The sequence below is a fragment of the Chitinophaga qingshengii genome, assembly GCF_014529935.1.
GTDB classification, from domain to species: Bacteria; Bacteroidota; Bacteroidia; order Chitinophagales; family Chitinophagaceae; genus Chitinophaga; species Chitinophaga qingshengii.
On record NZ_JACVFC010000001.1, the window covers coordinates 957,778 to 983,659 of the forward strand.

Below are 25,882 nucleotides of genomic sequence, written 5' to 3' on the forward strand. Positions count from 1 at the left end.
TTTTTTTATCGCAATCGTTTTTTCAATTCTGCTGTCAGGATATGAAATTTAGTATCTGTGGTCAGTTCCCCGGAGATCGTACGGGGATGGACAAACGTTGTCCGGGCGTAGCTCATAGCCGCCGCCAGTGCTACATCCCCCCACCCGATGATGCCCGGTAAATGGATCGCCATACTGTAATAGTCTGTTACGGGGGTTTGCAGCTGATAACTGAGCGGCGCGTCCCGTAATACCACCTGGTTTACATCTCTGGTGAGGGCAGATAAAAACAGGGCAGCCAAACCAGTTTCTTTTGTTCCGTCTATGGAGATGTTACCTGCTTTTTGATGCTGTTTTAAAAACTGTATGGTTACCTGTAGTTCTTCCATCCACTGTCCTATGATGGTTTTACCCAGCCAAAGGGAAGTCCTGGACAAAGTATGAAAAGGTACCAGTCTGGCATCGAAAGCGGCAGCAGCAGCCGAATTGTTCTCTCCTGTTCCTAACAGGTCTATCACTATAATACCCATCCCCTTTTGTTCCAACTCGTGTATCAGCGCGGGGTCAATACTATCCTTTCCACCGGGGTTGCAGATAATCGTATAATCGTGCCCGTTTGACGGCGACTGATGCAACAACGGCAATCGCGTACCTTCCGACAACTCTAACACCCAACGGTCCCAGCCTTTTACGCGGGGGAAGGTATCCAGGCTTTTCAGCCCAATGTTTTTCTCCCGGCGCAATATTTGTTGCAGGTCCTGTCTTTTTGCAGCGGCATCGATGAACTTCTTTGATAACAAAGCCTGGTGTAGGGCAGCGCCTTGTTCCGCACAAAAGGCGGCCGTACTTTTTACGCCGGTATCCCGCCGGTTTGCGGCAAATGTCATCAGTTGTTCGGGCGAAACCGGCTGCAGCCGGTCTTCTGCAACGGGACTTCCATCTCCCACCCTTTTCAGATGCAGGTTAAACCATCCCAGCATGGCTTCCCGGTCTTCTTTTTCATATCCGTGCGGCAGATCAAATACCTGGTAACTGATGTTATTGCCAACACCCAACATGTCAAACACCGGGTGCGCCTTTTGAAAACTCCGCAGCATCTCCGATGGATAAAAAGTTGGATTACTATCTTTATTGCCATTGCACATTTTGATGGCCCGGGGCGCCACCATTGCCAGGAGCGCGGCTTCTTCCGTATAAGTCAGTCCATCCGGCAGCAGTTCACAGACACAGTTGCTTTGCATCACATAGGACTCGAATGTACCCACGCTCACCACCGGTACCGCAGCTTTGATACGTTCATCCATTGCGGCGAGGTACATGGTTTGGTTGCCACCACCACTGGCGCCGGTGGCTCCAATGTTTTTGCGGTCCACAAAAGGCAGGCTTTCCAGCAGGTCTACCCCACGGATATTATCCGTCAGCTGCATTCCCATCAGTGTTTCGCCGATGTCCATCAGCGAAGCGCCCCGGTTAGCGCCATGATATTCAAAAACGCCATGGGTAGTGGTTCTCTCCCCCGCGCCCCAGGGATCTATATGCAGCGAAACATATCCATTGAGCGCCAGGACCTGTCCTACCGCCTGGTACTTTTCGTATAGGCGGCCATTGGGGGAATGCCCGCTCATGGTGATTACCGCAGGAAACGGGCCTTTTCCATCCGGCACAAAAAGCGTAGCAGTGGCATATACGCCGGGTCTTGTCTGGAAGAATATATTCCTGATTTCATAGCCGCGCTTTTTCAGGGTACCGGTTTGCTGCATCCGCAGCGGAAGCTGGTGATCTACTACCAGGTGTGTGCTTTGGATGATCTTTGTTTTGAGACTGTCGCGGTATCGCCACCAACGCTGCGCATCTCCCGGCAGCGACATAACGCCGGCACGGGCAGCGGCAGCGGATTTGAAAGCAGCGGCGATCCTATCCGGTTGGATACTGTCGTAAACGAGGGGTAACACATCTTCATCAGCCGTATGATATAACAACGAAGCAAGATCCATCTTTTTGTTGGCCGGGTCTCTTATCACTACTTTCAGGAGATATTTAGGGGCCGCGGTGTCGATATACTGTAACGTAATACGATGGAATCCTTTCATTAACGGCATAGCGCCGGTACGCTCAAACCTCACGTGGGGAATGGTATTATCAGCGACTATTTCATTGTCAATACTGAGTTTGGAACTCGCTACAGAAGCGAGCGAAAAATTGTAAATGCCTGTACTGTCTATCCGTAACCAGCCATCATAAGTTAACCCGAAAGGGGTTCCATATTTCCGGAAGGTAGCTGCATCAACATCCTCCGATACGCCACGTTCCTTTACAGTACCGCATTCCAGCGCTCCCATATCCGAAAAGAAACCGTTTCGCAACGTATACCGGATGCCGGGACGTATATCCTTTACCGTTACCGGCGGCGCCGGCAAACGGTTATACATCACCGTACGGGTGGCGACACTTCGTCTGCCTGCCGGTGTTATCACCAGCGTGCGAAGCATTCTTTTTTCATTTTCAGGTACCAGGAAATGCAGCGGGCCGGTATATTCCAGGTCTGTATCATCGGGTATCCTTCCATTCAGCGTATAGTATATTTTTGCGCCTGGTATAGTGGCGGCAAGATCAAAGGTAAAGTCATGGCCAATCATCGTAGTATCGCTGACACCCATTGCCGGCGGCACTTTGTAGTTAAGTCCTTCCTGTTCCAGCCGGGCCAGGTGCAAAGGCACTGTTTGATGATAAAACCGGTCGAAGTTTTTTTGCGCTACCGGACTCCATGCCACCTCCGCCAGCGCCAGCATTCGCGGCAGTATCATGTATTGCAGCTTGGCCGGCGTGGCGATCCACTCGGTCCAGATATTGGCCTGTACGCCCCATATACAACGCCGCGCGGCTTCCGGTAAGACTGCCGGCACCGGATCATAACTGTAAGTAAGCGACAGCGGCGCATATCCCCATCGATTCACCGGTTCAGTATCTGCGCTGCTTTGATATACATCAAAATACATTCCGTTGGGCTCTGAACTCATAATCACCGGATGTTGTTGCAGTGCCGCCGCTATTCCTCCTTCTTCGTTTCTCCAGCTCATTACTACCGCCCCGGGTGGCAGTCCGCCTGCTACTATTTCATCCCAGCCAATCAGCTGCTTGCCTTTGGTACGCAGGAACTGACCGATACGTTGTATAAAATAACTTTGTAGTCCATGCTCATCCTTCAGTTGCTGCGTACGGATAAGCCGCTGACTAACGCTATCCTGCATCCAGGGAGTATGGTTTACTTCATCGCCGCCCACATGGATGTATTTACCCGGAAACAGCTCCGCCACCTCCGACAATATATCTTCCAGGAAATGAAAAGTTTCTTCCGTTGGCCGGTATACTACCTGGTAGGCGGTGGAGTCCTTCACACCTGCGGGCAGAGGGCATTTTAACGCCGGGTAAGCTGTCAGCGCAGCGCCGGAATGGCCCGGCATTTCAATTTCAGGAATAATATTGATATAGCGCTGTGCTGCATAGGCCACCACCTCGCGGATGTCAGCCGCGGTATAAAACCCGCCATACTTCACACTATCCAGCCAGTCTCTGTTGTCATGGAATTTGGTGAGCCATCTGTAGGCGCCTGTTTCCGTGAGCCGGGGATATTTTTTGATAGCGATCCTCCAGCCCTGGTTATCGGTGAGATGCCAGTGAAAATTATTCAGCTTATATCTTGCCATCAGGTCGATGACCTTTTTCACTTCCGCCACAGAAAAAAAATGCCTGGCCACATCGAGCATCAGTCCCCGGTAAGCAAACCGGGGCTGGTCCACAATCTCCATACAAGGAAGTGCGGCGGTGGAACCTTTCTCCACGGGAAACAACTGGATCAGACTCTGTATACCGTAAAACAATCCGGCACCTTTCCCGGTGAGTGTAATACGGCTACCGGATATTAGCAACCGGTAACCACCCTCCGGCAGTTTATCGGCACCCTGTGTGGTGATCAACAGCATATGCCCGTTACCGTTAGCAGCGGTATTCCGGAACTGTATAGCCTGTTGCCAGTGCAGGTGCTGTTGCAGGTAATCTTCCAGGAAACGGCACTCCGCCCTCGTGTCAGGATCGGCGAGGATAACGGTATGCGTATCGAATGTAAAGGTTCCTGCGTGTTTTACGACAACAGCAGGCGCAGGAATGATACCCCCATTGTCTCCGGCGGCATATAAAGGAAAAAAACAGCAACATAACCAGCCGATATAACCTACTAAATTCTTCATCCGTTATTTTTTCACAGGAACAAATAGAATAGCATCTGCTGCCACCATACCTTCCGTTCCCGCATTGGTAATTTCAACAAAAGCGGATTTGCCCTTTTTTAATGTTTGTGTATCCAGCAACACCCAGCCACCGGAAGACTGCCCCTGTACACGCATCGCCGCTTTATGTATCTTCTTTTGCTGCATCTGTTTTCCGTCAAACATCCGGATCACCGTTTCCGGCGCTGCCGCTCCCAGAACAGGAAAATAGCCGTATACGTTATAAGCGCCGGCGTGGATGATATCCGGTGTAAACGTTACACTACCGGGTTTATCAGTAGTACGTCCGGTGAGAAAATCCGGGCCGTAGCCGCCATGTTTTGCCTTCGTCCATTCACCGCTGATACGGACATGCGCCGTATCGCTGTTGTCTACCAGCACTTCGGGAATACTACCATCCATTAAAGGATTGGTACGCAGTACTTCGCGGAGCCTGTCAACACGCACCTGCTGCACGGGCGTCCCTTCATCTATAGCCATACAAGCCGCTACTGCCGCCGATTGCGCCATCACCATAAAAACAGGTTCCATCCTGATGGAACCATAAGCAATATGGGAAGCAGACATACAAACCGGTACCAGCAGGTTATCCGCTTCGGACGCCCGTGGTACAATGGCGCGGTAAGAAACCGGATAAGGCCCGAAGCCGCCTTTTTCAATATTACCTTCGTTTTTAACCATCCCGTTGATGACCTGCCGGTCGCAGTTATGGGAATCCATGGTGTAAGCAGCCATCGCAATGGGATCGGTCACCGCTTCCCGGCCTTCGCAATGATGTTGGGTCATCACCAGTTCACCGATCATACGGCGGGCCTCCCGGATATACAGCTGATGCGACCAGTGGCCGTTGTCGGTATATTCATCTGCCGGATATCCCCATTCCAGCATTTCTTTGCGGATAGCGGGTGCTACCCGCTCATCATGTCCCAGAAAATACAATAACCCTTTGGTGTAATCTTCATGCGCTTTCAGGATTTTTGCACGTACCGCATATGATCCGTCGGGATAGTCCCAGTTCATACCAATCATATCCGTGGAAAAACCGTTCCTGTTATTGATATCCGTTTTTCCGTTGGGCATCAGGCTCCAGATAAACCCATCTTTCAAAGAAGACCAGGGATGCTTGTTCATCAGGCGTAAAAGCAGTTCATACCGTGCAACGCTATAGTTGTCCGGCCTCGTAATGGGTAACCTGTTGCCGGGTACGTTGGTCAATACAATCCGGAAATTATAGGCTTGTACTTTTTTATCGCCGCTGCCATCGGGCAACGGAGAACCGGTGTTGATACCCCATAGCAGTCCGCTGGTGGTATCGCCCGGCTTTACATAAGGATCTATCCCATCCGGCAGCTGATGGCCGTCCAGCAGCTGTACGCCGTTGAATGTCTCGTTGTATTTTTTGTTATCTTCCCTTCCTACGGTATAGGATACACGCGCGCCCGCCATCAGGTCGCCTTCGTAACTACAATCGATGAATACTTTGGCCGTTATCCGGTAAGAACTACCCGGAACGGATACACGCTCAACAGCTATGCTGCTGATATGATGACCGGATTGCTGTACGTCTAAAAGACGATGTTCATACAATACCGGTACGCGGGCCTTTTTGATATAGTCATTAAACACCCCTTCGGCTACTTTGGGCTCAAAAGTCCATTGCTCAAAACTCTGGTAATGTTGCCCTATCTTCCGGTAAAAATCGCGGGCCAGGCCGGTCACTACATATTTGTTGCCAATATCGGTGTAACCTAAACCGCCGGAGCTCATGCCACCCAGGTGTTTTCCCGGTTCTATCAGCAATACTTTTTTTCCGCTCATGGCAGCGGTGTAAGCAGCGATCACCCCCGCGGAGGTGCCGCCATAGATACACACATCTACCTGGTCGGCGTTTTTTGTTTGCGCCCCGGCAGCAGACATATATAATAACAATAATAATACAGAAGGGAGTTTGCGCATAGTGGTAAGACAATAACGTGTAGTGCTTAAAGTAAATAAAATATCGGATGAAATCCTAAATAAAAGACCGAGACCGTTCTCGGTCTTTTATTTGGGATTTCAGATAAATTTACCCGCTATTATCAATACTTTAGCAGTCAACCACTCACCATATCTGCACATGATAACAACGATACCTATTCAACGTTACCTGAAAATATTACTGGCGTTTTTACCGCTGTTGGGCTTTAGTCAGCGCAGCACGGCACAGGAGCTGCAACTGGTCAAGGGTAGCACACAGGCTACGATTATTATCGCCGTGAATGCCAACCCCGTAGAACAATACGCCGCGCAGGAATTGCAACGGACTATCCAGCTGATGTCCGGAGTTACCCTAACCATTGCCGAAGCCGGCCAAACGGTCACCGGGCCGCGTATTGTGATCGGGACACCCGCCTCCAGTACAGAAATACAAAGCAAAAGCGCACAGATGGGACTTGGCGGGTCCAATGAAGAACAGACTGCCTTACTCAGGGATGGTAACACCCTTTATCTGGCGGGTAATTCCTCCAGGGCTGCTTTGTACGCTACCTACACATTCCTGCAGGAAAGACTGGGCGCCCGTTGGTTCTGGCCTGGCAGCACCGGAGAATTTCTGCCCAAACAAAAAAACATCTGTGTCAACGACCTGAATATCTCCGTGGCCCCTTCCCTGAAGTTCAGATCAGTGGCTGTTACGAATCCTCCTGCCGGCGATCCGGATACCGATACCTGGATGGCCCGGAACAGGATGAATGTAATCAATATTCCGGCGGGTGCAGATTCGGATGGCGCTAAAACCAACCTCCGTAAACAAAAAGGATTCCTGACCAGGATTGGCAGTCATAATATTGTATTATCGGTTGACACCTTGATGGCACACCGCGAATACGGCGCCCTGGTAGGCGGTGTGCGGCAGGTTGGTACCGCCGCAAAACCGGCTCACCTATGCTGGAGCAATGCCGACTTACAATCAGTAATAGCCAACATGATTGCAAAATGGTGGAATGATAATCCCTATAATGACATCATTCATTTTTACCCCGCTGATCAGCCGCAGTTTTGTGAATGTTCCGTCTGCGCTGACATGGGCGATGTAAGCACCCGCTGGCAAAAATTTTCTTCCCTGGTGATCGCTAAAGTAAATGCCACGCACCCCGAAAAAAAATACTGGACCTACGCCTACCAGGGCTACCGGCCAGCGCCACAGGTAACACCGGCCCCTTTTGAATATATCGGTTATACGCTTTACAATGGCAACTACCGTGGCCTGTTATCCGGTACGGATGCCGTGAATGCGGTCCCCAAAGGAGAAATGGCCGGATGGCTCGCCAAAGGCGCCCAGCTGGGCATCAGAGGGTATGAATATATTATCTTCAAAGATCCCATGACCGTTCCCCTTGTGTCCTGGGAAATAGACCAGTTAAACTGGGCACATAATAATAACCTCATCGGAAGTATGTCCGAGACACCGGCCTACGGCTACCCTAAAGGCACCGCCCCTGAAAACACCACCTGGACCGTTAACCGGATGACGCTTTATGCCGCCGCCCAGGCCATGTGGAACAGCAGTGTGTCTCCGCAGAAACTGGTGACTGACTGGTGTACTAAAATTTACGGTCCTGCCGGCGGGGACATGAGCGCTTATTACTGGTACCTGGAAGGCGCCTGGAGAAATGCTCCGGGAAGTGTTACCTATTTCCTGAATGCTCCTGCGTCAGAAGTAGACAACGTTTTTTCTCCGGCGAAATTTCAACAATTATTTACCCATCTTGCTGATGCCAGAACGGCCGTACCGGCTATTGTTGACGCCACCAAACGCAGCAGGGCGGAACTGTCCATCGCCACAGAAATGAACATGCTGCTCAACTGGCAAAAAAACTACTACTATAAAACCGGTAACGCCGGCAATTATAAAACCAATGTTATCAAAACAACCACAGTAAATGAAACGTTGTGGCAGAACACGCCTAAACTGCTTCCCTTCAGGGAACTGACCGGACAAGCGGCAGCGGAGCAAACAGATGTAAAAATCGCCTGGACTGCCACGTCACTTGCCTTTAAAATTGTGTGTAACGACAACGCGATCGGAAGTCTGAAAAGTAAGTATCTCTCGCGCGATGAAAATGTGATGGCTGATGATTGTATAGAACTGTTTATTCAGCCTAATCCTGCCAACGCCGCCTATTACCATCTGGCCGTAAACGCGAAAAACGTTCGTTACGATGCGGCTTCTACCGGCGGCAGCAACGAGGACAAATCCTGGAATCCTGAATATACAACAGCTACCTCCTTACAGGCCAATTCCTGGACACTCAATTTTGAAATTCCTTTCAGCTCCCTTGGCATCACTGCGCAGGATGCCGCACAATTCAAACTGGGTATACGCCGTGGCCGTGCCGGCAGGGCGCCCAACTCCGGCTGGCCGGAAGCGAGCAGCAATCCCGGAAGTTTTGGGACCGCTACCCTGTACAATGTAACACCGCCGACTAAACGTATTATATTCTACGATGCAGGCGGCGACAGCGGCGACATGTCTGTAACGTTTCAGGAGGGGGGCTGGGATGCAGCACGGGTGGACACTTTGGAGGCAGACCTGACAACACAGCTCGACAACCAGCACACCGACGTACTGCTGATCCGGTATACCACCGCAAAATTCAAACTATCCACTGCTTATATGTCCGGCAAGATAAATGACTTCATGCAAAACGGCGGCGTCGTTATCCTGACGGCCAATGGCGACATTCCTGTAAATACCTGGTTTACCGGTACGCCGAAAGTAGACTGGTCCGGCTCCGCTTTTGACCCTATACGGAAAAGTATCTACGTACGCGAGGGCACCTGGCTCGACAGTACCAATAATATCAATACAGTGATCAAAGCCGGCGTAACACCCGCCTCCGGTTATATGCCCGCGGATACAACTCCTGGCGTAGGATGGCAAATAATGGCGAGCATGAAGATGCAGGATGCAACAGCAAAACCGTATTTGCTTATTCAGAAAAAAGGCCAGGGAATGTTGGTACTCAGCAGCTCTGCCATGGGATATAGCGGCGGATATGAAATGTTTGGCAATCGAAACACGCTTAACATCGTGAAGCTGGCAGAGAATCTTCTCTGGAGAAACAAACACCCAAACTAATTAACGTATACTGGATGCCCTTTTAATCAAAGTCCCGGGCAGTGTGATCTCCCGGGGCTGAAAATATTTTTTCCGGATATGTTTCAACAACAATTCGCAACTGGTGGTACCTATTTCAAAAGCGGGTTCCGCCATCGTTGTCAGCGAGGGAGATACCAAATCACAAGCGGGATCGTTGGTAAAACCAACGATCCCTATTTCACTACCGATCCCGATTTTTTTATTTTTCAGCGCCACCATGGCGCCGAGGGCTTTTCTGTCGTTAACGGCAAAAACCGCATCCGGTGGTATCGCCGCCTGCAACAACCGGTACATATCCTGCTCGCCGCAATGTTGTGTAAAACCGGAATGAACCACCAGCGTTTCTTCAAAGGGAATATCATACCTGGAAAGGGCCGCCATATACCCCGCCCGCCTTTTGGCGGTGAGCTCCAGGTTTTCGGGGCCGGTGATATGAGCAATCCTGGAATAACCATTGCGGATAAGATGTTCCACGGCTTCAAAAGCACCGTTAAAATCATCCTGTACCACTTTCGATGAAACAATATCCCCCGGTACCCGGTCGAAAAAAACAACCGGTAACCCTTTGTGGATGATCTCCTCAAAATGCTGACAGGCGTCCGACGGGGAAGAGATAGACACCAATAGCCCGTCGAAACTGGTCAGGGATAGGTTGCGGATAATCTCCCGTTCTCTTTGGGCTGAATCGTTGGTGACATACAACACGATATTAAAATGTTCCTGGTAGGCTACTTCCTGTATCCCATTGATAACCGCAGCAAAATAATAATGGGTGATAGCCGGCAGAATAACACCGATATTACGTGTATTCCGCTGCGCCAGACCGATAGCATTGAAGTTAGGTTTATAGTTCATCTGAACCGCCTTCTCCAGCACTTTCTCCCTTGTCTTCCGGCTAACATCATAAGTATCCCGCATAGCCCTGGACACGGTCGCCACTGAAATATTCAACTCCCTGGCGATATCCCTGATGGTGATAAAACGTTGCATTGGTAATACAATTGAATTATAACACTAAAAAACTGGCAGACTTAGCATCATTAGCTGCCCGGATCTCCAGGAAATAAATGCCGGTGTTTAGTCCGGAATTTTTCAGGTAGATGACATGCCCGCTTTCCAATCTGCTAACGGCGGCATTTCCCTGGTATACCACTTGTCCGTTTACGTTAGTGATGATGAGCCTGGCCGTTTCCCCTTTCAGTCCTTTCACCCGGATATTGATTTCATCACGCGCCGGATTGGGGTACACCGTCGCCATGGAAATATTCCCTTTGGTATAATCAGGTTTTGCCAGGATCACGTCTTCCACTGCCGGTCCTGCCGCCAATGGCGCTACCGGCGCAGCCGGAGCCGCCAGCGCATAATAACCCGGCAGACCGGCATTATAAACCCCCGTTGCGGAAACGACCGCTTTATCGGTGTTGGTACCATTTCCCATATTGCTGTAACTTCCGCTCAGCGTGGAAGATGAAGCGATCATCGCATTAGCCTGGGATACCTGGTCATCTTCCCAATAGTCGATAGACATGCCGGTAAATTTTCCGGGAGAGCCGGAGACCACGCTACCGTAATATCTTCTATCAGGAGACAGCACGATACCATTCGCCCCGGTGCCGCCACTCGCCGGCACTATCACAAACCTGACTACCAGCGCTCCGGAGGCTGCATTCAGTTCGCTGAGCACCACTTTCCGGTTGCGCCCTGCCGCTCCTACCGGAAACGTTTTAGTACCACCGGTAGTATTGGTGGTCAATGCTACCCCGCCATCTACATAACTATTATAAACACCGGGAGTACCCATAAAAGCAGAGTTATTACAAATCAGCGTTTTCCCCGCAGCCACGGTAATAACGCCGGAAGTCAAGGTGATGGCGGCAGTCGAGGTTTTTAAGGTAAGGTCATTAGTAATCAGTACTCCATCGGGATTGTCTGCAACTATTTTATGAATGGCCCTGGAAGCAGGGATCTCATTGCCTTCGGTAATCCTGCCTTCGCCCTCCTTACCGCTATAAACAACGTATAACACGGCGGCAGCAGGCACGGTAACCGGACTGCCCAGGGAGGACAACGGAGACCGCTGTACCGTACAACTGGCGGACGTAGTGCCGTTCCCGATATTGGTCTGGTCCAGCGTAAGCACAGCACTGTTTGACAACGTACCTCTCAGCAACTCCAGTTTACTGGAAATACTGAGCGCACTGCTTAACTGTACATTCTTAGGATTGTCAATCGTTAGCTGCCGCACAACGCCATAAGTACCGGTACCTGTGATGCTGGTGGCATTGGCACTTTCGCCCATCGTCAGCACGGTACCCGTTTTAGAGAAATCGGCAACGCCGTTGTTGAGAATATTGCCCATCACCGTTACCCGCGCTCCGGCAGCGCCGTTATAGGCATTCAGTATGCCGCCGTTATAGATATTCAGGTTCCCTTTTATGAGCAGCGGTTCGTTCACATTGAATTGCAGGGTACCTTTCAGATCCAGTCCGGCGATATTGGTCGCTCCGAATTCAGCGCCGTCGATGGTGACGGTGCTACCGGCCACGATCTCGGCAATATCATAGGGTTCCGGCGCCACGCCTCCTTCCCAGGTGCAGCTGCAGGACCAATCGCCGCCTGTGGCGGTAGAGCGGACTGTTATCTGTCCGGTGGCGGATTGCGCTAATACGCATAACAAACTTAGAATAGTACAAAGGTTTTTCATGATATGGTTATTTCCAAAGTGGGTTTTGTTCCATGGCTTTATTCACTGACATTTCCAGGCTGGGTATCGGCAACAGTTTATGTTTTTCCGCTACGTTATTATACCCCCTGACAGCATACTTCAATGCTGCCGGCGCATTCCGGTTAATATCATCACCGGTGGCTTTCATCACGTCTATAAAAATACCCCAGCGGATCAGGTCCGCCTTTCTCAGCGCCTCAAACGCCAGTTCACGGGCCCTTTCCTGCTGTATTGTTTTCCGGAAAGTTTCATGGCTTAGTCCTTTCAGGTCAGCTTCTTCGGGGTTTACAGCGCCGGGTAATAATTTCCCATATCCTCTTCTCCGCACCGCATTGATAGCCTGATATGCATCAGCAGAAGGCGCACCATTCACTTCGTTGTCAGCTTCCGCAAACATAAGCAACACATCTGAATAACGGATGACCGGAAAGTTGGTCGGCCCGTAATCTGTATTCCGGGGTAGCACCGTTTCATACTTTCTTCTCCACTTGCCACAACTCCTGGAATATATATCCGTGGCGGTTTTCGCCACTTCCTCTGTGCCTTTGTTTCCTTTAAAACTATACGGCGCTATACACCAGTCTCGTCTCAAATCAGTAGCGGCATACATATTATACAATACACCGGTAGCGCCTATACGTTCATAGGCATACCCTGCTGCCGCATCGGTATTTAAGGTGGTGGCATAATTCACAAAACGGCCGCCCATTCTGAGAGAGCCGCTGTTGTTGCCATAAAATTCGATTTCCCACAACACTTCTCTGTATTGGTTATCATACTTATCTGCTGTTTCATTGATGAACACCTGTTTATAGTCCGGGTTGAGCTGATGCAGTCCGCCTGCGATCACACCCGCCGCCCATTTCCTGGCGTCGTTATACTTTTCAGTATCCTTTAACGGCTCACCGGCCATCTTCAGGCACACCCTTGCCAACATGGCCTCTATGGCCGTTTTGGAGATATGCACCGGTCCCCCGTTTTCATCATATCCGTTTACCAGTTCCCTGGCGGCGGTCATATCTGTCAGTATCTGCTCATACACCGCTTTTTGCGGCGTTCTGGCCTGCCCGGGAGTACGGCTGTCGGTAGTAGGTTCCAGCAGCAACGGCACATCTCCCCAGTTACTCACCAGGTGGAAATACATAAAAGCTCTCAGGAACAGGGTCTCCCCCTTGATGGCCTTCCGCTTGCGGTCATCCATAACCGGTTTATCGATGTTGGCCAGCAAATAATTGGCGCGGTTGATACCCTTGTATAAATCGCGCCAGGTGGCGTCTACATATACATCTGCCGGATTATGATCATACGCCATGGCGTTGGCGGTCACGGTATTCACCTTGTAAAATGCTTCATCGCTGCCATGCGCCAGGAAAAGGGAAAGATATAAACTGTAGGTACCGTCTGTGGTAAGGGAGCTGTAAACACCTGCCAGCGCTTCGTTCAGCTGTTGTTCGGTATCGTAATATTGTTCCGGCGAACTAAAATCGACCGGTTTGGTCTCCAGCAATTTTTTACAGGAAAAACCTGTCACACACATCACTATAACCCATAAACCCATTAATTTTTTCATAGCGATCACTTTTATAATGATAGGTTTACACCGAATGTAATTGTCCTGGCACGTGGATAGGCCGAATAATCAAACCCCGGTGTTAAGGCAGATTCAAAAACAGATACTTCAGGATCAAATCCCTGGTACTTTGTCCAGGTCAATAAATTCTGTGCAGATGCGTATACGCGAAGATTACTGATTTTAGCCCGCTTCAGCATCTTCTCCGGGAAAGTATACCCCAGCGCAACGGTTTTCAGCCGCAAATAAGAACCATCTTCCACTACACGGGTAGAGTAGCCAAAATCAGTGGGACCGGCGCCATTTACCCGGTAATACTTATTATTCTGATTTTCGGGTGTCCATCGGTCCAGGTAAGTGGCGTACATGTTCTGGTGTATTCTGCCGGCGCCTTCAAAAATGATCCGGTTGGCGTTAAATACATCCTGGCCGACAGCAAACTGAAAAAACAGGTTCAGGTCAAAGCCATGATAAGTCAGGTTATTACTAAAACCTCCGATAAAATCAGGATTGGGATTGCCGATGACGGTCCTGTCGAGAGAGTTCACCACCCCATCACCGTTTACATCCTTATATTTAACATCTCCCGGCTGTGTTACCGCCCTGTTGGTATTGTAGGTAGGGATACCGGCTTTCAGCACGTAACCGCCGGCAGGCGTTTTATCAAAATCGCCGTACTGATAATTGCCTTCCCAGATATACCCATAAAAGCGGGCGATAGGCTGGCCTATTTCAGCGATATATAAAGGCACCTTGCTGTAGTCCAGGTTCCAGGGCAACAATGTCAGCAGGTTATTTTGATTATCGGCCAGCTGTAATAGTTTGTTTTTATTAAAGGAGATATTAAACGATGAACTCCAGGTAAACTGATTTTTCCGGATATTATCGGTAGTTAAAGTCAGCTCCAATCCCCTGTTCTGTACCTTGCCTATATTTTTGAAAGCATTGGTAAACCCGGTAGAATAAGGCAACTGCGCATTGAGGAGCAGGTTGGAAGTGATCTTCTGGTAAACATCCATTTCGAGGATGATCCGTTGTTCGAAAAAACCCAGGTCAAGCCCCAGGTTCACCTGCCCTGTGCTTTCCCATTTAAGGCCTTTGTTACCCAATGATGATATGATGGATGCTTTTACCGGTTGGTTATTAAAACTGTAGCCGATAGAAGATGGAAGTGTTATCGCAGAGAGATAGGCAAAATCCGAAACCCGGTTGTTGCCGGTCACCCCGTAACTGGCCCTGATCTTAGCATTGGAGACAAACTGCAGCGGCTTCATAAACGCTTCCTCACTCAGCCGCCAGGCTACAGAGCCCGATGGGAAATAGCCCCATTTATTACCAGCCGGGAATTTGGAAGAACCGTCTGCCCGCATGGAAACGGTGAACAGGTATTTGCTCAGTAACGAATAGTTCACCCTTCCCAGGAAAGAAGCAAGTGCATAGGAAGAGGACATGGACGTGATGGAAACCGGCGTACCCTCATCCAACCCGGCAGTGCCGAGGTTTTCATTGGGTACCTGGTTGGCCGCCGCACCATACAACGCGCTTTTATTACCCTGCACGGTAAACCCCGCTACGGCATTGACCTGGTGTATGTCGCCCAGGGTTTTGTTAAAAGTCAGCGTGTTTTCATTCAGGTAACTGTTTCTTTCTGTGAAGATGACCGACCCGTTTACCCCATTATTTTTTCCGGTGGGTGTTAACGGACTGCCGGAAATGGTTTTACTGTTGTTAAACACATCGGCGCGCACCTTTTCCCTGGTTACGCCTCCGCTCACCCTCAATTTAAGATAGCGGCCCAAATCATATTCACCGTAGCCATTGGCCAGTAATATATCCGAAGCTGTTTCCCGCAGTTCATTGCGAACAGTGAACAACGGGTTAAACCGCAGATCGCCCAGCGGGTCTACCGCCGCATCCACTTCGTCTTCCAGCAACTCCGTACCCGGATTACCGGATACCGGACGGTACCCCCAGATACTGTACATCAGGTTGCTGGAATACACAGCGCCGGTACCGGCAGACGGATTAGCGCCGTATCTTTTCAAATGACTGAAATTAGCATTGACGCCTATCCGGAGTTTTTTGCTGATGGTTTGCTCCAGGTTCACCCTGGCCTGCGCCCTGTTATAACCGGAGTTGATGATAATACCGTCCTGGTTTAAAACAGAACCGGAAATAGCGTAGCGGGTCAGCGCTGAACCTCCGGTGATGGACAGGAAATGGTTTTGCATAGGCTTTACCCGGAACACCTCATCCTGCAAGTCGGTACCTTTTACGTTCCGGTAATCCTCCAGGGTGCGGCCATCTGTCAGGTACACCGCCTGGGCAATAGCCGGGTCGCGCTCCAGCTGGTACTTTACAAACTCATAGCCATCCATCAGCTTTATTTTACGGGTATTCTCCTGTATCCCGTAATAGCCGTTGTAAGTAACCACCGGCTTTCCTTCTTTTCCCTTTTTAGTAGTGATGAGGATAACCCCATTCGCGCCCCTGGCGCCGTAGATGGCAGTAGAAGAAGCGTCTTTCAACACTTCTATAGACGCTATTTCAGAGGGATTGATAGCGTTGTTATCGGGGTTTTCCATGGGGAAGCCATCGATCACGTATAAAGGCGAGTTGTCCTGTGTAACAGAGTTATTACCCCGTACCACAATTTTAACGGCGGCGCCCGGACGCCCATCGGCTGAACTGACCTCTACCCCCGCCACGCGCCCTGCGAGCGCTTCTTCAAAAGATCTTACCGGCGCTTTCTGCAGGTCGCTCATTTTTACGGAGCCGATAGCGCCTGTCAGGTCTTTACGCAACACCTGCCCGTATCCGGTTACCACCACTTCTTTCATGGATTCGGAGGATTCTTTTATGCGTATCTCCAGCGGCCCGCCGTCAGACACCGTTTCCTTTTTTTCAAATCCAATGTAACTCACAACGATGACCGCATTTTCTGTAGCCGCAATACTGAAATTACCGGTAGCATCGGTGACCGTCATGATTTGTTTTCCTTTTACCATGATGGTGGCGCCGGGTATCCCCTCTCCTGTTTTATCACTCACCACACGGCCTTTTACCAGGCCGGCAGGCTGCTCCGCTGCCGCTTTTTTTCCACGGATCAGGATCGTTCTGTTGTCGATGATAAACGTTAGCGGCAACCCCTCCAAACATTGACGCATGGCCTGTTCTACCGTCACATCTTTTACCTGGAGGGATACATTGCCAACACCGCGGACAAGGTCCCGGTTATACATCAGGTCATAACCCGATTGTTCCTTGATCTGTTTCAATACCCGCTCCAGCGGAACATCCTTTTCACTGATACGGATGTTTTGTCCATAAGCACGCACCTGCAGGATGATCAGCAATAGCAGTGGTACCAGTAACTTCATGACAATCGGGGATGGTATGGCATGCCGGGGTGGCTTACCACAACTGGTAAATTTTCTATACATGTAGATAATGGTTTTAATAGCGGAACGCTATACGCATTTATAAACCGGTGGGCCTATTCTGCACCCACCGGTAGTCTTCAGGTTTTATGGCGGTTGATATTTATTTGGTGACTGTTATCGTTTTTCCTGCTACGTTGAATTTCACATCTCCGGTTACTTCCAGCATTTTCAGTACTTCCTCCATACGCCTGCTCCTGGAAACCGTTCCTCCGATATGCAATATGCCCGGGTCGTAATCGTAGACAACTTTTACATCGTACCAACGGGCAATCATGCTCATCACTGTCCTGAACTCCTGTCCGTTAAAGCTGAACAGGCCATTTTTCCAGGCCGTTTCTTCTGTCACCTCTACGGGTACCACCGCTACGGTGTTGGCCGTTACCACCGCCTGCTGCCCGGGCTTCAGCAGTTGTGGTCCGCTACCCGGCAGCGCTACACTGATAGCCCCTTCCAGTAAAGTAGTACGGATGGCTGCCTCCTCCGGGTAACTGTTAATATTAAACTGTGTGCCCAGTACCTTTACTTCCTGTTGAGCGGTTTTGACGATGAAAGGATGCGCCGCGTCTTTCGTTATCTCAAAATAGGCTTCTCCCTGCAGCTCCACCGTTCTGTTAGCGGCACCCCGGAAAGTAGACGGGAACCTGAGCGATGAGGCGGCATTCAGCCATATTTTGGAACCATCTTCCAGTATGACCTGGTGCTGGCCGCCATTAGGCGTTTCCATTTTATTATAAGCGACCGGGCCACTGGCAGCACTTTCCTTCGCCGACTCATATACCAGCTGCCCATCAGCGGTTTTCGAAATATGAACGCCTGTTTGTTGTGCCAGCGTTCCGTTGGCCGCATCGGACAGCGAAATTACAGATCCGTCTGCCAGTGTGAGGATGGCTTTATTGCTACCGGGCCGGATATCATCGGTATGTGCAACGGCGGGCGGAGTATGGATGACAGGCCGGCTGCGCTGAAAATAGTATCCGGTCGCCATCAGCAGCGCAACGCAGGCTGCAGCAGCATACCAGTAAACAGGTATCTTCTTTCTAACAGGTGTTTGAGCCCTGTTTTTTACCCTTTGCAGGGCGCTCTCCACATCGAACTGTTGCTGGTTACGCATCACCGCCTCGCGGTAAACCGGGTCCCCCAGGTCCTCCAGCACCTGCCCATTATCTGCGGAAGACTGGCTCCAGTTGCGCAGTTCCTCCGTTTCAGCGGCAGACAAACTATGGTTGATATGCCGCTGCAGCAGGTAGATCAATCGTTCTTGTGGTTCCATGCAAAGGCTTTATACATGGAATACACCATGCTTCGGAAAAAGTACTCTGAATACATTCATTTTTTTTGAACTAGAGAAGATGATGCCCCGGCATTTGATGGAGAACGCCGCTCCATAATACCAGCCAGGCGCCAAAAGGCATGCGGGTTCTCAATATCAGCAATCCTTTGGTTTTATAGTTTTTCACGGTTTGTAGTGACAGCCCCAGTACTGCTGCTATCTCTTCGTTTTTAAGCCCTTCCCGGTAACTCATCTTTATGACCCGGGCATATTGTTCCGGTAGTTTTTCAATTTCTTCATAGATGATTCCCATCAGCTCCGAACGTAACAGGTTGTTCAGATAGGATTCTTCCGTCAGGTCCGATTTCAGGCCAAATGCCTCCTCCCGGCGTAACTGGCGCTGGCTGTCCCGCAGGATGTTCAGGCTGCCGTTGTAAGCCGCGCGATATAAAAAAGCCCTGGCATGCTCTTCACTTTCAAATACCGGTTTTTTATGCCACAGGTTTACAAACAGCTTTTCGATGGCTTCTTCTGCATCCACTTTATTTCTTACATAACGCTCGGAGAAATCACATAACCGGGCATAGTACCGGCGGAATACCTGGTCAAAAGCCGCTTCTTCTCCCATATTCGACGGGAAGCACAGTGGCACTCTATTTTTCTGGACAACAGTCATCTGATAATAACGGAACGTGAAATGAACAGGTAGTGATACATTAAACCTACATATAATTACCAATAAAAACAATCCCTATCTGCTTTTAGGACTCCCGGAAAAACCAAAATAAAATCCGACATTTACACTTGCCGGAGTACAGTCACACGAAACCCTACCAACAGGCGGGGCCATTTTTTCTCCCGCCAGCGACCATAGATACAGATAGTAAATGTTCACACATGAAGCCACTTTTTTCCCTTTGTCTGTTATTGCTTCTTGCTGCCAGCGCACGCACGCAGTACCGGCTGGACAGTATCATCCATAATACCAAAACAGCCCGCCATATACACGTTCCGGGTACGCGCCTGTATATTATTCCACCGCCGGGGTATAAGATAGCCACCAACTTTATCGGCCTGCAACACAAAGAGCATGGTATGATCAACGTATACGATCTGCCGGGCGGTAACTTCTATACCAATGCGGCTACCTTCAGCAAAGACGGTTTCGCCCAAAAAGGCGCCACTGTTTTCGACTACCAGGAGCTGAACATTAACGGGTACCCTGCCAAGTTTGTGGCGGCACAGGGCGCTCTTACCCATAAAACACTGGCCCTCGTTTTCGGAGATACTACCTTCTCCACCTCCCTCATTGCCGTGTACCCTGCCGAAAACAACGCCGCCGGCAAGGAACTGCTGGCCAGCCTGAAAACCATCTGGTACGATCCGGGGCAGACAGTAGATCCTTTTGAAACGGCCAATTTCACGCTGGATACCCGTCAGTCGCCTTTCCGGTTTTTTAAATATGCGGCCAACCTGTATATCTACACCGTCAACGGTGCAGATACGCAGGCAGACCCCGACGGGCCAATGGTGATGGTGACCCAGTTCCCCAATGATAACACCGCTACGCCTAAAGACATCGCCGGTATGATGGTAGGCAAGCTGCGGCAGTTCGGTCTTACCAACCCGGTCACCCGGCAGGAAGACTCTACCCGTATCAACAACTACAACGCTTACCAGGTAGAAGTAACCGGACAGATGAAAGACAAGCCTATGATGGCCTATTGCTGTGTAGTGGTGAAAGGAAATCAGGCAGTGGTATTACAGGGCATCAGCAAAAAAGACCTGGAACAAGACCTGCAAGCATTTAAAAAACTATCAGCTACCATACAAGTAAAATAAGATGATCAGCCTTACTACACTGGACCCATCCGCACTACCGGAAGCCCCCCGGCGATTAATGCGTTACGTGCTGGTTTACTGTCATAGCGGTTCCCTGGTGATGACGGTAGACCACCGCGATTTTACGTTACAGCCCGGCGATGTGATCACCATCACCTCCGGCCAGATACATCATATCCGGGAAAACCATCAAGCCAAAGGTTACCTGCTGGAATTTACCCTTGATTTTTTCTGTAAAGATGATAAAGACATAGAACTGATTTTCCATAACGGGCTGTTCTGTCATTTTGCGATGAATGAAGTGATACCCGTCGGCCCTGAAGTACTGGCGGCGCAACTGGCCCTCATACAGGAAGAAATTACCGGGCAGCCTTATCAGTACCTCACTTCCGTACATGCCCGTATTACGCTGATATTGGTCGCTATCAACCGGGCCAAGGTGCAACGCGGCGATGAAATATGGAAACCGGATGCCCTTTTCCTGAAGTTCCTGGAGGCTGTCAGGGACCATTTTGAGCACAACTACACCCTGAAAGAACTGGCTGGCCTGTTGGGCACCACCGAAGCCAAACTCAATGAACTGGCCCGGCTGCATGCCGGCAAAACCGCCCAGCATGTCATATACGGCCTGGTCACTTCGGAAGCCAAACGGCTGCTGACCTACGGCGACCTTACCGTTAAAGAGGTGGCCTATAAGCTGGGATTCAACGATCCTTTCTATTTCTCCAATTTCTTTAAAAAACAAGCCCAACTATCTCCCAAACAATATAAAGAGCAATACGCGATCTGAATATTACATGCTTTTTACAGGATTCTCTATTCTCTGATCACCCATTAACGCGCACCTTTGTACTGACAAAACAAGCAGTACATGACATCATATCAGGACATCGCCGCACTCTTATTGCGGCTCTCACTGGGAAGCGGTTTCCTTTCCGCGGTGGCCAGCAGGTTAGGACTTTGGGGCAGCCATTCTTCCGGCTGGAACAGTTTTCTACAGTACACCGCCCAGGTTAATTCGTTTGCATCCCCGAGGCTGATACCAGCAATCGCCGTCATCAGCACCATATTGGAAACCTCCCTGGGCGGGTTGCTTTTACTGGGCTACAAAACCCAGCTGGCTGCCATCGCAGCCATGGGGCTAACCTTATTATTCGCGGCCGCCATGACCTGGTCTTTCGGGTTAAAGGAACCGTTAGACTATTCCGTATTCGCTTTCAGCGCCGGCGCATTTTTACTGGCTACCCTGCCTGTTCACCATTGGAGTATTGATCAACTTTTAAATTCATAAACATGCATACAGACATTCAACATTACATTACGCACAGCAGCCAACAGGAATGGCAACCGCTCATCGAAAAAGGCATTCATTACAAAGGTATCTTTGTTAAATCCCTGCGGTATGACGAAGCCAGCCAGCGCTCCAAAACCATTTTACTGAAGTTTGAGCCGGGCGCTACCTATCCCTACCACAACCACCCTGCCGGTGAGGAGCTACTGGTATTAAGCGGAGAGGCTATTATTGAGCAGGCATCGCTTTCGGAGGGAGACTACCTGTACACGCCACCAGGATTCAAACACTCAGTTAGCAGTCCTACCGGATGCATACTATTATTTATAGTACCGGAAGAAGTGGAAATCTTATAAATAATCAGGCCCCGCTCGCCGGGGCCTTTTTTATAGCACCACTCACTTATTCATTTTATTCATTCATCCTAATACAGACTATTCTATTCAACGTGCCCTTATTACACACCACATGCAATTTTTTCGGTAAATTTCAGCCTTTAGCCCCTGAATTATACAATGAAGCCCCTCATTTCTGTCGCACCACCCTATTTCCGCAGCCTGGATGCTTTCAGAGGCATCGCAGCTATTGCCGTAGTAGTATTCCACTGGCAAATGTTTTTTTACCCTGACGATGTATTTGAAGCTGGTGGCGGGCTCAACACTGCTTTACCCTTCTATTCTGTCCTATCCATATTCTATACACATGGTACGTCGGTGGACATCTTCTTTCAGATCTCCGGTTTTATTTTCTTTTGGTTATATGCGGATTCTATTACCAGTGGGAAAACGACTTTCAGAAAATTCTCCATTTACCGGATATCAAGATTGTACCCGCTTCACCTGGCCACTCTGGTAACCATAGGTATACTACAGGTGATCATGTTAGACCGTACGGGGCACTATTTTGTAGTCCAGTATAACGACACCTATCATTTTTTCCTCAACCTGTTTTTCATACAGAATTGGGGATTCGAAGAAGGCCTATCCTTCAATGCACCTTCCTGGTCCACCTCAGTGGAAATATTTCTCTACCTGGTGTTTTTTCTTATTTGTAAGATGAAATGGCATACCAACAAGGTGCTATTATTATTAATGATCCCCCTAGGCGCGCTAATGCAACATTTCTCCCTGCTGACAGGCAAGGGAGTCTTCTCTTTTTTTCTTGGAGCGATGTTATACTACATCTATGTCTACTTCCTTCAACAAAATAAAACCCGTCAATATTTCCGGATATTAGGCCCGGCCACCCTGTTACTTTGGGTGTTCGTCATTGTAGCGCATTATTATTCTTTCCTGCAACCTGCGTGGGACCACACCGTCAGCCGGTTCCGTCCAAACCTCAACGCGGAGCAGTCTGCCGCCGCATATACCAGCGTGAGAAACCTGATATTCCGGCTTACCGTCGCCCCCTGCACCATCCTGTCTTTGGTGTTATGGGAAACCGTCAGGGGCCAGTTTCATCCGCGATGGACCATATTGGGTAAATGCAGCTACGCCATTTACCTGCTGCATTTCCCATTACAGCTCATAGTGGTACTGATCATGCGTGAATGGCACCTGAACCGTCAGCTATTGCTTTCTCCCTGGGCCCTGATCACTTTTATCAGCGGACTTGTTTTACTCAGCCTCGTTGTTTACTATTATTTTGAACGCCCCATTCAAAACAAGATCAGGCAATCCTCCCTCTCCAGGCAAGGTATACTGACGCAGTAAGGTGACGATGATCACCGTCATATGATACCGGAAAAATAAAAATCCATAAGCTATCCGGCCCCCGCTTGCCGGGACTTTTTACAAGCGGGCATTTTGCGCCTCGAAAGCGGCTTTTGTATGAGGCGGCTCCATTTTAAAACGGTATACGTGCACTATCTTTTCGTCCCCGGAAGAAAGATCGTATAAGGTTAGGGCGTAACTGCCATTTTCGTCCGACCAGTCATACTGCAATACTTGCCGGATCAATGTTTCCACTTCCAGCGTGGAGTGGCATACAGTGGTATAGTGTATAGTTTGTTCAGGTCCGCTAAAGTCTATCCTGTATTTCATGTTCGCAGGTTAGGAGTTCAAAAAAAACGATAAAAAAACATCCGCTTAATTGCATAGATTGCTACATCAATATACACAAATCTTCTTAACGGCACACGTTGCTTATTCATTTTGTTCAGCCACCCCCAACCCGATTTTTTTATTCAATACATTCTCATCACTCCATCAGAGATAAATTCTTGGTAACTTCCCAATTATCAGGAAACCTACATTCAATTGAAAACCTTTTAACCCTAGATGATATGATGGAAGCCCGCCCTCCTGTTGTTCCGACCTATTTTCATAGCCTGGACGCCTTCAGGGGCATCGCGGCTATCATTGTGGTATTATTCCACTGGCAAATGTTTTTCTATCCGAATGATGTGTTTATACCCCGTGGTGAACGCAACATAACAATGCCCCTCTATCCTGTTTTATCCATATTCTATACCCATGGAATGGTTTCTGTGGATATTTTCTTTCAGCTTTCCGGTTTTATCTTCTTTTGGTTATATGCTGATTCCATTGCCAAGGGTAAAACAGATTTCAGGAAGTTCTCCATCTACCGGATATCCAGGTTGTACCCGCTTCATATCGTCACGCTGATAGCGGTGGGTATTCTGCAGGCCATCATGTTGCGTCGTATGGGGCACTACTTTGTGATTCAGTATAATGATGCCTATCATTTTTTTCTCAACCTGTTTTTTATGCAGAACTGGGGATTGGAAGTAGGTCCATCTTTTAATGCACCTTCCTGGTCTATTTCGGTGGAGGTGTTTATCTACCTGTTATTTTTTCTTATCTGTAAGATGAAATGGCATACCAACAAGGCGTTGTTGATACTGCTGATACCAGCCGGCGCGCTGACACAGCATTTCTCCCTGTTGATAGGCAAAGGTGTTTTCTCCTTTTTCCTGGGTGCCATGTTGTATTATGTGTATGTATACCTCCTGCAACAGCAAAAAGCCCGTCAGTACTTCCGGGTATTGGCGCCGCTGACGCTGGCACTGTGGGTACTGGTCGTTGTATTCTATTATTATCCTTTTATAGAACAGGCGTGGATCCATAACATCGGGCGTTTCCGTCCTGGTCTTACTGAGGAGCAATCCACCGCCGCCTATGGCACCGTCCGAAATCTCGTGTTCCGGGTTACCGTAGCTCCCTGCACGATCCTTTCTTTGGTGTTATGGGAAACTATCCGGGGACAGTTACATTCCCGGTGGTCCATGCTGGGCAATTGCAGCTACGCCATTTACCTGCTGCATTTCCCGCTTCAAATCACTACCGTATTGATCATGCAACAATTGCACCTGGACCGCCGCCTGTTGCTATTGCCCTGGGTCATGATCGCCTTTATCAGCGTAGTAGTTTTACTCGCAGGGTTGGTCTATTATTATTTTGAACAGCCGGCCCAGGACAAGATCCGACAAGCTACCCTTTCCCGGAAGGGCATGCTGGCTTCCTGAGATAATGATCGCCGCCGTGAAAAGCAGGCAGGCCCGACATACATATTGAATTTATAGTTATCATTTAAAGCGTCAGATACCCGTATGCAGTCATTCCGTGTGACCTTGCTGGTGCTATCCATTTGGATGGCAGGATGCACCGGCAGCAGAAAAGCGACTTATTTTAATGATATTGCTGCCACTACCGGCACCGATGCCGTCGGCCAGTATCCACAGCTAAAAATCCAACCGGGGGATGTACTACAGATCACCGTCAGCGCACCGGACAAGGAGGTGACCCAACTCTTTAATCCCAACGTCACCACTCCTTCCGGCTCTTCAGGAACAGGCATCGATCAGGGATACCTGGTAGACAGCGCCGGCTACATCAGCCTGCCCGTTGCCGGCAAACTGTATGTCAAAGACAAAACCACGGCAACGATCAATGAGGAGGTGATCACCGAACTATCGAAGACGCTTAAAAATGTGTATGTGTCCACACGGATGGTCAATTTTAAAGTCTCCGTACTGGGCGATGTAGCCCATCCGGGCATCTTCAGGATCGGCGCCGAAAGGGCCTCCATCCTCGATGCGCTCAGTATGGCCGGGGACCTGAACACCACCGCCGTCCGTAATGACGTGATGGTGATCCGCGAAGTAGATGGTGTGAAACACTACACCACCCTTAATCTTAACAGTAGTAAAACATTGAGCTCACCGTATTACTATCTGGCCAATAACGATGTGGTCTACGTTAAACCCGGTCCGGGTAAACAGTTTCCCACATCGCGACTGGTACAGCTGCTACCAGCTATCCTCAGTGTTATTTCACTGGCAACTACCATTGTCCTTCTTAGTAGATGAAAAACCGTC

General features: G+C 49.5%; 17 protein-coding genes. 8 read left to right on the top strand and 9 right to left on the bottom strand.

The window, feature by feature from the left end; translation table 11 throughout:
• Window positions 1–5: 5 nt before the first annotated feature.
• Complete coding sequence (locus ICL07_RS03350) at window positions 6–4,223, bottom strand: family 20 glycosylhydrolase (RefSeq protein WP_188086525.1); 4,218 nt, start codon at window positions 4,221–4,223, stop codon at window positions 6–8.
• A gap of 3 nt (window positions 4,224–4,226) precedes the next feature.
• A complete protein-coding gene (locus tag ICL07_RS03355) occupies window positions 4,227–6,218 on the bottom strand; it encodes an FAD-dependent oxidoreductase (protein ID WP_188086526.1) in 1,992 nt (663 codons plus the stop codon).
• A gap of 160 nt (window positions 6,219–6,378) precedes the next feature.
• Between ICL07_RS03355 and ICL07_RS03360 the strand changes: the two genes are divergently transcribed.
• Window positions 6,379–9,381 carry a DUF4838 domain-containing protein gene (locus ICL07_RS03360; protein ID WP_188086527.1) on the top strand — a complete coding sequence of 1,001 codons (3,003 nt, stop codon included), beginning with the start codon at window positions 6,379–6,381 and terminating at the stop codon, window positions 9,379–9,381.
• On the opposite strand, the gene ICL07_RS03365 is transcribed toward ICL07_RS03360, so the two are convergent.
• From ICL07_RS03365 to ICL07_RS03390, 6 genes are all read right to left on the bottom strand, one after another.
• Window positions 9,382–10,392 (bottom strand): LacI family DNA-binding transcriptional regulator, encoded by a 1,011-nt coding sequence (locus tag ICL07_RS03365; RefSeq protein WP_188086528.1) that lies wholly within the window; start codon window positions 10,390–10,392, stop codon window positions 9,382–9,384.
• 16 nt (window positions 10,393–10,408) lie between these two features.
• On the bottom strand, window positions 10,409–12,106 hold the full coding sequence (locus tag ICL07_RS03370) for a T9SS type A sorting domain-containing protein (protein WP_188086529.1): 1,698 nt from the start codon (window positions 12,104–12,106) through the stop codon (window positions 10,409–10,411).
• A gap of 7 nt (window positions 12,107–12,113) precedes the next feature.
• Window positions 12,114–13,697 carry a RagB/SusD family nutrient uptake outer membrane protein gene (locus ICL07_RS03375; protein ID WP_188086530.1) on the bottom strand — a complete coding sequence of 528 codons (1,584 nt, stop codon included), beginning with the start codon at window positions 13,695–13,697 and terminating at the stop codon, window positions 12,114–12,116.
• A gap of 11 nt (window positions 13,698–13,708) precedes the next feature.
• A complete protein-coding gene (locus ICL07_RS03380; RefSeq protein WP_246484967.1) occupies window positions 13,709–17,140 on the bottom strand; it encodes a TonB-dependent receptor in 3,432 nt (1,143 codons plus the stop codon).
• A gap of 100 nt (window positions 17,141–17,240) precedes the next feature.
• On the bottom strand, window positions 17,241–18,410 hold the full coding sequence (locus ICL07_RS03385; RefSeq protein ID WP_188086531.1) for a FecR family protein: 1,170 nt from the start codon (window positions 18,408–18,410) through the stop codon (window positions 17,241–17,243).
• A 70-nt stretch (window positions 18,411–18,480) separates the two neighbouring features.
• Entirely contained in the window at window positions 18,481–19,038 is a 558-nt protein-coding gene (locus tag ICL07_RS03390) for an RNA polymerase sigma-70 factor (RefSeq protein WP_188086532.1), read from the bottom strand.
• A gap of 269 nt (window positions 19,039–19,307) precedes the next feature.
• Between ICL07_RS03390 and ICL07_RS03395 the strand changes: the two genes are divergently transcribed.
• The 5 genes from ICL07_RS03395 (at window position 19,308) to ICL07_RS03415 (ending at window position 23,255) form a co-directional block, all read left to right on the top strand.
• A complete protein-coding gene (locus tag ICL07_RS03395; RefSeq protein ID WP_188086533.1) occupies window positions 19,308–20,252 on the top strand; it encodes a hypothetical protein in 945 nt (314 codons plus the stop codon).
• Window position 20,253: 1 nt separating this feature from the next.
• Window positions 20,254–21,042 (top strand): helix-turn-helix domain-containing protein, encoded by a 789-nt coding sequence (locus tag ICL07_RS03400; RefSeq protein ID WP_188086534.1) that lies wholly within the window; start codon window positions 20,254–20,256, stop codon window positions 21,040–21,042.
• Window positions 21,043–21,123: 81 nt separating this feature from the next.
• Complete coding sequence (locus tag ICL07_RS03405) at window positions 21,124–21,543, top strand: MauE/DoxX family redox-associated membrane protein (protein ID WP_188086535.1); 420 nt, start codon at window positions 21,124–21,126, stop codon at window positions 21,541–21,543.
• A 2-nt stretch (window positions 21,544–21,545) separates the two neighbouring features.
• Window positions 21,546–21,899: a cupin domain-containing protein gene (locus tag ICL07_RS03410; RefSeq protein ID WP_188086536.1), complete on the top strand. Its 354-nt coding sequence runs from the start codon at window positions 21,546–21,548 to the stop codon at window positions 21,897–21,899.
• Window positions 21,900–22,058: 159 nt separating this feature from the next.
• Window positions 22,059–23,255, top strand: coding sequence for an acyltransferase family protein (locus ICL07_RS03415; protein ID WP_188086537.1), 1,197 nt, complete (start codon window positions 22,059–22,061; stop codon window positions 23,253–23,255).
• Window positions 23,256–23,333: 78 nt separating this feature from the next.
• On the opposite strand, the gene ICL07_RS03420 is transcribed toward ICL07_RS03415, so the two are convergent.
• The gene (locus tag ICL07_RS03420; RefSeq protein WP_188086538.1) at window positions 23,334–23,585 is read right to left on the bottom strand and encodes a hypothetical protein; all 252 of its coding nucleotides are present in this window, start codon (window positions 23,583–23,585) and stop codon (window positions 23,334–23,336) included.
• 242 nt (window positions 23,586–23,827) lie between these two features.
• Here ICL07_RS03420 and ICL07_RS03425 point away from each other — a divergent pair, with 242 nt between their 5' ends.
• Both ICL07_RS03425 and ICL07_RS03430 read left to right on the top strand, forming a co-directional pair.
• Window positions 23,828–25,030 (top strand): acyltransferase family protein, encoded by a 1,203-nt coding sequence (locus ICL07_RS03425; protein ID WP_188086539.1) that lies wholly within the window; start codon window positions 23,828–23,830, stop codon window positions 25,028–25,030.
• Between the two features lie 84 nt (window positions 25,031–25,114).
• Window positions 25,115–25,873 carry a polysaccharide biosynthesis/export family protein gene (locus ICL07_RS03430; RefSeq protein ID WP_188086540.1) on the top strand — a complete coding sequence of 253 codons (759 nt, stop codon included), beginning with the start codon at window positions 25,115–25,117 and terminating at the stop codon, window positions 25,871–25,873.
• Window positions 25,874–25,882 lie beyond the last annotated feature (9 nt).

Bases quoted from the DNA above. Each gene is read 5' to 3' on its own strand.
- ICL07_RS03375 (WP_188086530.1), bottom strand. From the start codon at position 13,697: ATGAAAAAATTAATGGGTTTATGGGTTATAGTGATGTGTGTGACAGGT.
- ICL07_RS03395 (WP_188086533.1), top strand. From the start codon at position 19,308: ATGAAGCCACTTTTTTCCCTTTGTCTGTTATTGCTTCTTGCTGCCAGC.
- ICL07_RS03385 (WP_188086531.1), bottom strand. From the start codon at position 18,410: ATGGAACCACAAGAACGATTGATCTACCTGCTGCAGCGGCATATCAAC.
- ICL07_RS03390 (WP_188086532.1), bottom strand. From the start codon at position 19,038: ATGGGAGAAGAAGCGGCTTTTGACCAGGTATTCCGCCGGTACTATGCC.
- ICL07_RS03365 (WP_188086528.1), bottom strand. From the start codon at position 10,392: ATGCAACGTTTTATCACCATCAGGGATATCGCCAGGGAGTTGAATATT.
- ICL07_RS03400 (WP_188086534.1), top strand. From the start codon at position 20,254: ATGATCAGCCTTACTACACTGGACCCATCCGCACTACCGGAAGCCCCC.
- ICL07_RS03430 (WP_188086540.1), top strand. From the start codon at position 25,115: ATGCAGTCATTCCGTGTGACCTTGCTGGTGCTATCCATTTGGATGGCA.
- ICL07_RS03350 (WP_188086525.1), bottom strand. From the start codon at position 4,223: ATGAAGAATTTAGTAGGTTATATCGGCTGGTTATGTTGCTGTTTTTTT.
- ICL07_RS03415 (WP_188086537.1), top strand. From the start codon at position 22,059: ATGAAGCCCCTCATTTCTGTCGCACCACCCTATTTCCGCAGCCTGGAT.
- ICL07_RS03410 (WP_188086536.1), top strand. From the start codon at position 21,546: ATGCATACAGACATTCAACATTACATTACGCACAGCAGCCAACAGGAA.
- ICL07_RS03425 (WP_188086539.1), top strand. From the start codon at position 23,828: ATGATGGAAGCCCGCCCTCCTGTTGTTCCGACCTATTTTCATAGCCTG.
- ICL07_RS03370 (WP_188086529.1), bottom strand. From the start codon at position 12,106: ATGAAAAACCTTTGTACTATTCTAAGTTTGTTATGCGTATTAGCGCAA.
- ICL07_RS03355 (WP_188086526.1), bottom strand. From the start codon at position 6,218: ATGCGCAAACTCCCTTCTGTATTATTATTGTTATTATATATGTCTGCT.
- ICL07_RS03360 (WP_188086527.1), top strand. From the start codon at position 6,379: ATGATAACAACGATACCTATTCAACGTTACCTGAAAATATTACTGGCG.
- ICL07_RS03420 (WP_188086538.1), bottom strand. From the start codon at position 23,585: ATGAAATACAGGATAGACTTTAGCGGACCTGAACAAACTATACACTAT.
- ICL07_RS03405 (WP_188086535.1), top strand. From the start codon at position 21,124: ATGACATCATATCAGGACATCGCCGCACTCTTATTGCGGCTCTCACTG.
- ICL07_RS03380 (WP_246484967.1), bottom strand. From the start codon at position 17,140: ATGTATAGAAAATTTACCAGTTGTGGTAAGCCACCCCGGCATGCCATA.